We start from the raw sequence: 11238 nt of genomic DNA on the forward strand, positions 1-11238 counted from the left end.
CTCCTTCGGCGTCGAGGCGACGATCTCCAACTGCTCCAACAACTACGGCCCACGTCAGCACGTCGAGAAGTTCATCCCTCGCCAGGTCACCGAGGTCATCGACGGGCGCAGGCCGCGCCTCTACGGCGACGGGCTCAACGTGCGCGACTGGATCCACGTCGACGACCACAACAGCGCCGTGTGGGCGATCATCGACCGTGGCCGGATGGGGGAGACCTACCTCATCGGCGCTGACGGCGAGGTCGACAACCGTCGGGTCGTCGAGGCCGTGCTGCGGCAGATGGGCCGCGGCAGCGACGAGTTCGACCACGTGACCGACCGGCCGGGGCACGACCGCCGGTACGCCATCGACTGGACCCGGCTGCGTGACGAGCTGGACTGGCAGCCGCAGTACCGAGACTTCGAGGCCGGGCTCGCCGCGACGATCGACTGGTACCGGGACAACGAAGCTTGGTGGCGCCCGCAGAAGGCCGCTGCCGAGGCGCGGTACGCCGCGACGGAGCGGGTGCTGTAGTAGGCCCTCGTGGTCGATAGCATGGTGGTTGGCGCTCCCAGCGAGGGAATCGAGCCGGCCGCAAGGAGCAACAACAGGTGACTCCTCTTCCGATCAACATCCACATCGGGGTCGTCGGTCTCGGCTATGTGGGACTTCCGGTGGCAGCGTCCTTCGCCAAGCGCTACCCGGTGACGGGCTTCGACATCGACCAGCAGCGGGTCGATGAGTTGCGCGATGGGGCTGACAGGACGCGCGCGCTGTCGCCCGCGGAGTTGGACCGTGTACGTGCGTTGACCTTGAGCACTGATCCTGCGTCCTTGCAGGAAGCCAACGTGTACATCGTGACCACGCCGACGCCGGTCGACGAGCACCGACAGCCCGACCTCACCCCCCTGGTCGCCGCGTCCTGCACGGTGGCGGGCGTGCTCCGCCGCGGCGACGTCGTCATCTACGAGTCGACCGTGTACCCGGGCGCCACGGAGGAGGTGTGTGTCCCCCTCCTGGAGGAGATCAGCGGACTGCGATTCAACGAGGACTTCTTCGTCGGATACAGCCCCGAGCGGATCAACCCCGGGGACACGGAGCGCAGCTTCGAGACGATCCTCAAGGTCACCGCTGGCTCGACCCCCGAGGCTGCCCGCTTCGTCGACGACCTCTACAAGAGCGTCGTGACTGCTGGGACGTACCTGGCGTCGTCGATCAAGGTGGCCGAGGCCTCCAAGGTCATCGAGAACACCCAGCGTGACGTCAACATCGCCCTGATCAACGAGTTCGCGCTGATCTTCGACCGACTCGGCGTCGACACCCTCGACGTCCTCGAGGCGGCGGGTACGAAGTGGAACTTCCTGCACTTCCGTCCGGGGCTGGTGGGCGGACACTGCATCGGCGTCGACCCCTACTATCTGGCCCACAAGGCGCAGTCCGTCGGCTACAACCCCGAGATCATCCTCGCCGGACGACGGCTCAACGACTCGATGGGGCAGTACGTCGCCGACGGCCTGCTCTCGGCGATGATCCGCCAGCAGGTCGACGTCCGGGTCGCCAAGGTCCTCGTGCTGGGCCTGACCTTCAAGGAAAACACCCCGGACCTGCGCAACACCCGGGTCGTCGACCTGGTCCGGCACCTCGAGGGCTTTGGCCTCACGGTGGACGTCCACGACCCGTGGGCCGATCCCGCGGAGGCCCGTCGCGAGTACGGCATCACCTTGGTCGACGAGCCGGTCAAGGGCGCCTACCAGGGCATCGTCCTGGCCGTCGCCCACGATGCCTTCCGGGAGAGGGGAGCCGACGAGTTACGGGCCTACGCCGACCCCAGCGCGCACGCCATCTTCGACCTCAAGGGATTGATGCCGCGCGCTCCCGGGAGCCAGCGACTCTGAGCGAAGGAAAGGACCTTCAGGCCATCCACTCGCCCCACCCGTGGTGCAGCACCAGCCAGGCGATCAGGCCATAGCCGGCCTGGCCGGGGTGCGCACCGTCGAGTGAGGCAGCGATGTCGGACTCCCACTGGTCGTGACCGACGAGAGGGGCAAAGGTGTCGACGAAGGTCACGCCGCGACGGTCGCAGACGTCGCGCTGGGCCTCGACGACCTGACGGAGCGCGTCATTGGTCTCGGCATCGGCAGCCGGGGGAGGACCGACGACGAAGGCCGCCACACCCTGGCTCGACGCCTCGTCGAGGATGTTGGCCAGGTTGAGCCGCAGCCGGGCGATCGAGGTGCCGGCGTGCACGTCGGCGTGACCGATCTGCACGACCAGGCGCCGCTCGGTCACGTCCTGGAAGCGGCGCGCCCCCTCGGTCTGCCAGCGCTCGGCGACCCCGCCGGCGGTCTCGCCACGCACACCGAGGTTGTAGTGCGCGACGACGGCACCGGGGACCTCGGTGCGAGCCATGACCCGACCGGTCCAGCCCAGCGCCTTTTCGTCACCGACACCCGCGACAAAGCTGTCGCCGATGAAGACCAGCGCGATCTCCCTTCGCCCATCCTCCGTGCTGAAGGTGGCGCTGGGGGTGAATTCGTTGCCGGCTGCGTCCGTCATCGGGTGGGCGCTCACGTCGGGGTGCTCCTGGGGGTCGTGTGTGCGGGGTACGGGCCGACGTTACTCGTCGTCGAGCTCGTCGTCGTCGAGGCGTGCCAGCCACGACGCGAGTCGCTCGACAGGAATCTCGAACTCGGGGTTGAGGTCGACGAAGGTGCGGAGCTGGTCACTCACCCACTCGAGAGTGACCTGCTCCTCACCTCGCCGATCCGCGAGCTCCTCGATGCCGCGATCGGTGAAGTACATCAGCGATCGAAGGCGCGGGCGATCAGGTCAGCCTGCTCCTGGGCGTGCTTCTTGGCCGTACCGGCCGCCGGGGAGGCGCTCGGCGGGCGAGTGACCGCACGCAGGGCGCGGGTCTCGCCGTTGGCTGCGAGGTCCGCCGGCAGGTTCATGGCCAGGAAGGGCCATGCACCCTGGTTTTCCGGCTCTTCCTGCACGAGGACGATGTCCGCGTTGGGGTACTTGGCCAGCTCGTTGGCCAGCACCTCACCGGGCAGCGGGTAGAAGCGCTCGAGGTGCAGGATCGCAGTCGTGCCGTCCTCACGCTTCTTGCGCTCGGCCTCGAGGTCCCACGTCACCTTGCCCGCAGCGATGAGGACGCGGGTGACGTCCTCTCCCTTGGGGCTGGCCATGTCCGGCAGGACCGGGAGGAAGGTGCCGCTCGTGAAGTCCTCGGGCTGGCTGCTCGCGGCCTTCAGCCGCAGCATCGACTTCGGGGTGAAGACGATCAGCGGACGACGCGGGCGGTGGTAGGCCTGACGACGCAGCAGGTGGAAGTAGCTCGCCGGCGTCGACGGGAAGGCGACCGTCATGTTTTCCTGCGCGCACAGCGCGAGGAAGCGCTCGATCCGGGCGGACGAGTGGTCCGGCCCCTGGCCCTCGTAGCCGTGCGGCAGGAGGAGGACGACCGAGGAGTTCTGGCCCCACTTCTGCTCCGAGGAGGAGATGAACTCGTCGATGATCGTGGCCGCGCCGTTGACGAAGTCACCGAACTGGGCCTCCCACACCACGAGCGCATCGGGGCGCTCGACGGAGTAGCCGTACTCGAAGCCGAGGGCAGCGAACTCCGACAGCAGCGAGTCGTAGACCCAGAACCGGGCCTGGCCACCACCGAGGTAGTTCAGCGGCGTCCACTCCTCACCGGTGTCCTTGTCGATGAGCACCGCGTGGCGCTGCACGAAGGTGCCGCGACGCGAGTCCTGACCGGTCAGACGCACGGGGGTGCCGTCCATGAGGAGGGAACCGACCGCGAGCATCTCGCCGGTGCCCCAGTCGATGCCACCGTCGTGCACCGAGGCGGCGCGCTTCTGCATCGCCTGCTGCAGCTTGGGGTGGATCGTGAAGTCAGCCTGCGGCGAGTCGAACATGTCGCCGATGTGCTTCAGGTCGGTCTCGCTGATCGCCGTGTCCGTCGCCGAGCGGGAGGGGGCGTCGCTCGTCTGCGCGGCGGGCCGCTCCAGACCGGCGTTGTCCGGCGCGTCAATGGTCCCGGGCTGGTCGGTGGGGGAGTCGGGGGAGTCCTTGAGGGCCTCCTTGGTCTCGACGAAGACCCGCTCGAGCTGCGCCTGGTAGTCGCGCAGCGCCGCGTCGGCCTCCTCCGTCGTGATGTCCTTACGGCCGATGAGGCTCTCCGTGTAGAGCTTGCGGACCGAGCGCTTGGACTCGATGAGCTTGTACATCAGCGGCTGGGTCATCGACGGGTCGTCACCCTCGTTGTGACCACGACGGCGGTAGCAGACGACGTCGATGACGACGTCCTTGTGGAACTTCTGCCGGAACTCGAAGGCGAGCTCGGCGACCCGCACGCAGGCCTCCGGGTCGTCGCCGTTGACGTGGAAGATCGGCGCCTGGATCATCCGCGCGACATCCGTGGAATACACGGACGAGCGGCTGAAGTTGGGCGAGGTGGTGAAGCCGATCTGGTTGTTGACGACCACGTGGATGGTGCCACCGGTGCGGTACCCACGCAGCTGGCTCTGCTGCAGGGTCTCCGCGACGACGCCCTGGCCGGCGAAGGCCGCGTCACCGTGCATGAGGATCGGCAGGACGGGGAAGTCCTCACCGCCGTGGTTGAGCCGGTCCTGCTTGGCGCGCACGATGCCCTCGAGCACCGGGTTGACCGCCTCGAGGTGGCTCGGGTTGGCCGCGAGGTAGACCTTGGTCGTGTCGCCGGACTCGGCGGTGAACTCGCCCTCGGTGCCGAGGTGGTACTTCACGTCACCGGAGCCCTGGACCGACTTGGGGTCCAGCTGGCCCTCGAACTCGCGGAAGATCTGCCCGTAGGACTTGCCGGCGATGTTGGCCAGCACGTTGAGGCGGCCGCGGTGCGGCATGCCGATGCAGACCTCCTCCAAGCCCTCCTCCGCGGAGCGGGAGAGGATCCGGTCGAGCACGGCGATGACCGACTCGCCGCCCTCGAGGGAGAAGCGCTTCTGACCGACGAACTTGGTCTGCAGGAAGGTCTCGAAGGCCTCGGCGGCGTTGAGGCGGCGCAGGATGCGCAGCTGCTCGTCGCTCGTGGTCTTGGCGTAGCCGATCTCGATGCGCTCCTGCATCCACTTGCGCTGGGCCGGGTCCTGGATGTGCATGTACTCGACGCCGGTCGTGCGGCAGTAGGAGTCACGCAGGATGCCGAGGATCTTGCGCAGCTTGAGGAAGGGCTCGCCGCCGAACCCGCCGGTGGCGAAGTGGCGCTCGAGGTCCCACAGGGTCAGACCATGGGTCGTGATGTCCAGGTCGGAGTGGTGACGCTGCTTGTACTCCAGCGGGTTGATGTCGGCCATGAGGTGGCCGCGCACCCGGTAGGAGTGGATGAGCTCCTGCACGCGAGCGACCTTGTTGATGTCGTCGTCGTGGCTGGTGGAGATGTCCTGGACCCAGCGCACCGGCTCGTAGGGGATGCGCAGGCTGGCGAAGATCTCGTCGTAGAAGCCATCGGCGCCCAGCAGCAGCTGGTGGACCACGCGCAGGAACTCACCGGACTGGGCGCCCTGGATGATGCGGTGGTCGTACGTCGAGGTGAGCGTCAGCAGCTTGGAGACGGCGTTGCGGTTGAGGGTCTCGTTGCTCGCGCCCTGCCACTCGGCGGGGTAGTCGAGGGCGCCGACGCCGATGATGGCGCCCTGGCCCTTCATCAGACGCGGGATGGAGTGGACCGTCCCGATGCCGCCGGGGTTGGTCAACGACATCGTCGTGCCCTGGAAGTCATCCACGGTCAGCTTGCCGTCACGTGCCTTGCCGACGACCTTTTCGTAGGCCGTCCAGAAGGCCCTGAAGTCCATCGTCTCGGCCGGCTTGATCGCCGGGACCATGAGCTGACGGGTGCCGTCGTCCTTCTGCAGGTCGATGGCGATGCCCAGCCCGATGTGGGCCGGCTGGATGACGACGGGCTTGCCCTTGTCATTGGTCGTGTAGCCGACATTCATCTCCGGCATCGACCGCAGCGCCTTGATCAGGGCGTACCCGATCAGGTGCGTGAAGGAGACCTTGCCGCCGCGGCTGCGCTTGAGGTGGTTGTTGATGACGATGCGGTTGTCGATGAGCAGCTTCGCCGGGATGGCGCGCACGCTCGTCGCGACGGGGACCTCCAGCGAGGCCTCCATGTTGGTCACGACCCGGGCAGCGACGCCGCGAAGGGGGGTGAGCACGTCCTGCGGCTCGTCCGCCTCGTCCTTGGCGTCGGCCTTGGCCGGCTCGGACTTCTTGGGCTCGGACTTCTTGGCCGGCTCAGCCTTGGGCTCGGCCTTCTTGGGCTCAGCCTTCTTGGCGGGGGCGGGCGCAGCCTTGGGCTCGGCCTTCGCTGGCGCGGCCTTCTTGGGCTCCGCCTTGGCGGGCTGGGAGGTGGCGGGGGCATCCCCCTTCGCGCTGGTGCCGTTGTTGCCGGCCTGACCCGGCGTGTAGTTCTCGAAGAACTCCCACCACGCCTTGTCGACGCTGTTGCGGTCCTGCTTGTACTGCTCGTACAGGTCCTCGACCAGCCACTCGTTGGGGCCGAAGTCGTTCAGGGACACGGAGCCATCCTGGGGGTCAGGCACGGCGCATACGCCTCTTTCGTCACAGTCGCGAATAGGGGCCCGAAGTCAGCGCGGACCCCACCAGAGCCAGCCTAACGTGACGAAGGCCATTCACCGACTCCCGGGCCCCGCGACACGACGGGACCGCCCCCCTTCGATCGGAGGACGGTCCCGTGGCTCAGCGCATCAGCTCGTCAGCTGATGTCCTTGCGTGCGGTGATCCACGTCCCGATGCCGGCCAGCAGCGCCGCGTAGGCCATGAGGACGAGGGCGCCCGCCCACCAGCTGAGCTGCTCCATGCCCATGCCGCTGGTGTCCACGCCACTGACGATCGCCTGCGTCGCGGACGACGGGAGGAACTGCGCGACCTGACCGCCCCAGTCGAAGAGCTGCAGACCAAAGCCGATGAGCGGCTCGACGATCCACGCGACCGCGACCGAGATCAGCAGCGCCGCCACCTGGTTGGGGATCAGGATGCCGGCGCCCAGGCCGATGAGCGCCCACAGGCCGAGCACGAGCAGGCTGAGCACGAGCGTGCGCCCGACCTCCGCGCTCGGGAAGACCTCGGCGCCGCGGCTCGCGAGGATCACCGCGCCCACACCGACCGAGCCGATGAGCGAGACGACGCCGTACATGGCACCGATCGCCAGGAGCGAGATGACCTTGGCCCCCATCACGCGGAAGCGGCGCGGCGTCGCGAGGAAGGTGCTCGTGATCGTCTTGTGCCGGTACTCGCTCCCGATGTGCATGACACCGACGGTGAGGGTCAACAGGTATGCGACGCTCAGGCCCGCGGTGTAGACGGAGTTGGCGACATTGGTCGGGTCGCTGTCCATCTGCGCCTCGGGCGGGACCCCGGACTGGTCCATGGTGAAGAGGAACCCGAAGGCGAGGGCGAAGAGCGCGCTCACCAGGAGGATGGCGATCGCCATGCCCCACCACATCCGGGTGGAGAAGAACTTGCGGAACTCGGACTTGATGGCGCCGATCACTGGTTCGCTCCTTCGTGGCCGTCGACCGCGTCGGTCATGACCGGCACGGGCTGGCCCTCGGCGTCACCGAGGTTGCGGTTGGTGCCCTCGGTGAGGGAGAAGAAGAGCTGCTCGAGGTCCGCAGCGAGCGGGCGCAGCTCGTGGACCGGCACGCCAGCCCGCATCGCGACATCACCGATGAGGCGCAGGTCCTCGGTCTCGGCGACGATCGCGCCGTCGTCCTGACGGGTCGCCTCGACATCGGCGACGCGCAGCGCCCCGAGGAGCGAGTCGGTGTCGGTCGTGCGCACGAGGGAGGTCGCGGCGCCACGCAGGTCACCGACCGTGCCCTCCTTGATGAGCTTGCCGTTGGCGATGATGACGACGTCGTCGACGGTCTGCTCGATCTCCTGCAGCATGTGGCTGGAGATCAGGACGGTCCGGCCCTCGTCGGCGAGGTGGCGCAGGAAGCCGCGCAACCAGCGGATGCCCTCGGGGTCCAGGCCGTTGGCCGGCTCGTCGAGGACGAGCAGCCGCGGGTCACCGATCAGCGCGGCCGCCAGGCCCAGGCGCTGACGCATGCCCATGCTGTAGCCGCCGGCGCGCTTGCGGGCGGCGGCGGGGATGCCGGTGAGCTCGAGGAGCTCGTCGACCCGGCTGTCGGGCGCGCCGATCGTCGCGGCGAGCACCCGCAGGTGGTCCCGGCCGGAGCGGCCCGGGTGGAAGTTGGTGGCCTCGAGCGCCGAGCCCACGTGGCGCAGCGGCTGGTCGAGGTCGGCGTAGGTCTGACCGTCGATGGTCGCCGTGCCCGAGGACTGCTGGATCAGGCCGAGCAGCATCCGCAGGCTCGTCGTCTTGCCCGCTCCGTTGGGGCCGAGGAACCCGGTGATCCGACCGGGCTCGACGCTGAAGCTGAGGTCGTCGACGGCGGTGAAGCCCCCGAACCTCTTGGTGAGGTTGCGTACTTCGACGCGCGCTCCCGTGGTGGACATGTTGGTCCCCTCATCCTGTTGGTGTCGACGCAATCCTTGCAGCCGCCGCGCGCCCGGGCATCATCCCCTCGGATGAATCCGTGCTCCCCCCACGGGGGGAGCGCCCTCGCCCCCGGTCCGTCGTCACGCGCGTCAGTCCCACCCGTCGCGCGTTCGTACTGCAGTTCGCGCGCCGTCCGGTCAGCAGATCCCGAAATTCAGGGGCGTCGCCCCTGCCGCCCGGCTGAACTGCAGTACTTGTGATCGGGGGCCGACCTCCTCAGGGAGCGTTCAGCAGATTCCCCGTAGAATCTCGCCCACCATGACCATCGGTCTCTTAGTCCTTGCCCTTGTCCTCACGCTGGGCACCGCCCTCTTCGTGGCTGCCGAGTTCTCCCTCGTCGCGCTCGACCGGCCCACGGTCCAGCGAGCCGTCGACGACGGGGACGCCGGCGCCAAGCCGGTGCTGGCCTCCCTTCGCACCCTCTCGACGCTGCTGTCCGCCTGCCAGATCGGCATCACCGTCACGACGCTCGCCCTGGGGTACATCGCCGGGCCCGCGGTGGGTGAGCTGATCACGCCGGGTCTCGAGGCGGCCGGCCTGCCCACGACGGCGGCCGCGTCGACCGGCAGTGCCCTGGCGCTGATCATCGCCACCGCCTTCTCCATGATCCTCGGCGAGATGGTGCCCAAGACCCTCGCGGTCTCGGTGCCGCTGCGCACGGCCAAGGTCGTCGCGACGCCGATGCGCGTCATCGGCGTGCTCTTCAAGCCGCTGATCTTCATCCTCAACGGCTCGGCCAACTGGGCGCTGCACCGGATGGGCGTCGAGCCGCAGGAGGAGCTCTCCGCTGCCCGCAGCCCCGCCGAGCTGGCCTCGCTCGTGCGCACCTCGGTGGAGGCCGGCACCCTCGACTCCGGCACCGGTCGGCTGGTCGCTCGCTCGCTCGGCTTCGGTGAGCAGACCGCCGTCGACGTGATGACGCCCCGCAACCGGGCCAGCGCCATCGACCGCACCGCCTCCGCAGAGGATCTCGTCGCGCTCGCGCGCCGCACCGGGCACTCCCGATTCCCCGTCACGGGCGAGGACTGGGACGACGTCGACGGTGTCGTCCACGTCAAGAAGGCGATCGCCGTCCCGCACGAGCGCCGCGAGTCGGTCCCCGTGTCCGCGCTGATGATCGATCCTGTCGTCGTCCCCGAGACCCTGCGCCTGGACCCGCTGCTCATCCAGCTGCGCGACTCCGGCCTGCAGATGGGGATCGTCGTCGACGAGTACGGCGGCACCGCAGGCGTCGTCACCCTCGAGGACCTCGTGGAGGAGATCGTCGGCGAGGTCAACGACGAGCACGATCTGGCCCAGACCACCGGTCGCGAGTTGAGCGACGGCGTGTGGACCGTGCCCGGCCTGTGGCGCCCCGACGAGGTCCGTGACCGCATCGGCGCACCCGTGCCCGAAGGCGGCGCCTACGAGACCGTCGGCGGCTGGGTCATGGCCGAGCTCGGCCGCGTGCCCGAGGTCGGCGATGTCATCGAGATCGACGGCTGGCAGATCACCGTGGCCGACATGGACACCCGTCGCGTGGATCGGCTCCGCTTCGTCGAGCAAGAGCCCGCCGCAGACGAAGGGGGGGAGTCGGCATGACCGCCGCACTCATCACCGTCGTGCTCCTGCTGGCCAACGCCTTCTTCGTCGGCGCCGAGTTCGCGGCGATGTCCGCGCGGCGCTCGCAGCTCGAGCCGCTCGCGGACGCGGGTGACAAGCGGGCAGCAATTGCTGTCGATGCCCTGCAGCACACGGGGGTCCTCCTCGCGACCTGCCAGCTCGGCATCACGATCTGCTCGGTGCTGCTCGGTGCGATCTCGGAGTCGGCGCTGCACCACGTGCTGCACCCGCTCATGGAGCGCGTGGGCGTGCCGGATGCCTTCACCGACGCGACCTCGCTCGTCCTGGCGATCCTGATCGTCGTGTACCTGCACGTCGTCATCGGCGAGATGATCCCCAAGAACCTCGCCATCGCGGGCCCCGAGCGCTCCGCGATCCTGCTCGTGCCGCCGCTCATGTGGGTCATGAAGGTTGCCAAGCCGGTCATCATCGCCATGGACTGGGTCTCCAAGGCCTTTGTCCGGGCGATGGGCATCGACCCCAAGGACGAGATCGGGTCGGCCTTCACCGCCGAGGAGGTCCAGCAGATCGTCCAGGAGTCGCACCGCGAGGGCCTGGTCGAGACCGAGAAGTTTGGTCTCGTCGGCGCTGCTCTGGAGTTCTCGGACAAGAACGCCGCGGATGTCGGTGTGCTCGTCGATGACCTCATCACCGTCCCGCGCGACGCGACACCCAACGACATCGAGCGACTCGTCGCCAAGCACGGGTACTCGCGGTACCCGACGATCGATGACACCGGCGAGCTCGCGGGGTACCTGCACCTGAAGGACGTGCTCTACGCCGACGAGACCGAGCGCAGCGAGCCGGTCCCGCGCAAACGCCTGCGCCGCATGGCGACCGTGCTGCCCGACGACGAAGTCGAGGACGTGCTGGCCACGATGCAGCGCACGGGCACCCACCTCGCCCGGGTCGTCGACGCCGACGGCTCCGTGCGCGGCGTGGTCTTCCTCGAGGACGTCATCGAGGAGCTCGTCGGAGAGGTGACGGACTCCACCCAGCGGGGGTGACCCCCTTCCCCAGGACCTGAACGCGACTCAGGTGGTGGCGTGGTGCTGGGTACTCGTGAGTACCCAGCACC

9 protein-coding genes are annotated in these 11238 nt (G+C 68.5%); 4 read left to right on the forward strand and 5 right to left on the reverse strand.

Annotation, left to right across the window (positions count from 1 at the left end):
• Together JLI01S_RS15465 and JLI01S_RS15470 are read left to right on the forward strand one after the other, a co-directional pair.
• Positions 1–514: dTDP-glucose 4,6-dehydratase (locus JLI01S_RS15465; protein ID WP_157075005.1), on the forward strand; the 514-nt coding region annotated here is incomplete at its 5' end.
• Between the two features lie 77 nt (positions 515–591).
• Positions 592–1875, forward strand: coding sequence for a nucleotide sugar dehydrogenase (locus tag JLI01S_RS15470; protein WP_068266282.1), 1284 nt, complete (start codon positions 592–594; stop codon positions 1873–1875).
• Between the two features lie 16 nt (positions 1876–1891).
• Here JLI01S_RS15470 and JLI01S_RS15475 read toward each other — a convergent pair whose 3' ends face one another.
• The 5 genes from JLI01S_RS15475 to JLI01S_RS15495 form a co-directional block, all read right to left on the reverse strand.
• Complete coding sequence (locus JLI01S_RS15475; protein WP_245634652.1) at positions 1892–2551, reverse strand: GDSL-type esterase/lipase family protein; 660 nt, start codon at positions 2549–2551, stop codon at positions 1892–1894.
• A 45-nt stretch (positions 2552–2596) separates the two neighbouring features.
• Entirely contained in the window at positions 2597–2782 is a 186-nt protein-coding gene (locus JLI01S_RS15480) for a DUF6104 family protein (protein ID WP_068266286.1), read from the reverse strand.
• Positions 2782–6549, reverse strand: a complete 3768-nt coding sequence (locus JLI01S_RS15485) for a multifunctional oxoglutarate decarboxylase/oxoglutarate dehydrogenase thiamine pyrophosphate-binding subunit/dihydrolipoyllysine-residue succinyltransferase subunit (RefSeq protein WP_068266288.1) — start codon at positions 6547–6549, stop codon at positions 2782–2784. The genes JLI01S_RS15480 and JLI01S_RS15485 overlap by 1 nt, the downstream gene beginning before the upstream one ends.
• 197 nt (positions 6550–6746) lie before the next feature.
• Positions 6747–7544, reverse strand: coding sequence for an ABC transporter permease (locus JLI01S_RS15490; protein ID WP_157075006.1), 798 nt, complete (start codon positions 7542–7544; stop codon positions 6747–6749).
• The gene (locus tag JLI01S_RS15495; RefSeq protein WP_068266293.1) at positions 7541–8515 is read right to left on the reverse strand and encodes an ABC transporter ATP-binding protein; all 975 of its coding nucleotides are present in this window, start codon (positions 8513–8515) and stop codon (positions 7541–7543) included. The genes JLI01S_RS15490 and JLI01S_RS15495 overlap by 4 nt, the downstream gene beginning before the upstream one ends.
• Positions 8516–8816: 301 nt before the next feature.
• On the opposite strand from JLI01S_RS15495, the gene JLI01S_RS15500 reads away from it, so the two are divergent.
• A complete protein-coding gene (locus JLI01S_RS15500; RefSeq protein ID WP_068266295.1) occupies positions 8817–10139 on the forward strand; it encodes a hemolysin family protein in 1323 nt (440 codons plus the stop codon).
• Complete coding sequence (locus JLI01S_RS15505) at positions 10136–11167, forward strand: hemolysin family protein (RefSeq protein WP_068266299.1); 1032 nt, start codon at positions 10136–10138, stop codon at positions 11165–11167. Before JLI01S_RS15500 ends, JLI01S_RS15505 begins: the two co-directional genes overlap by 4 nt.
• Positions 11168–11238 lie beyond the last annotated feature (71 nt).

This window comes from Janibacter limosus NBRC 16128, from assembly GCF_001570985.1.
Classification (GTDB): domain Bacteria; phylum Actinomycetota; class Actinomycetes; order Actinomycetales; family Dermatophilaceae; genus Janibacter; species Janibacter limosus.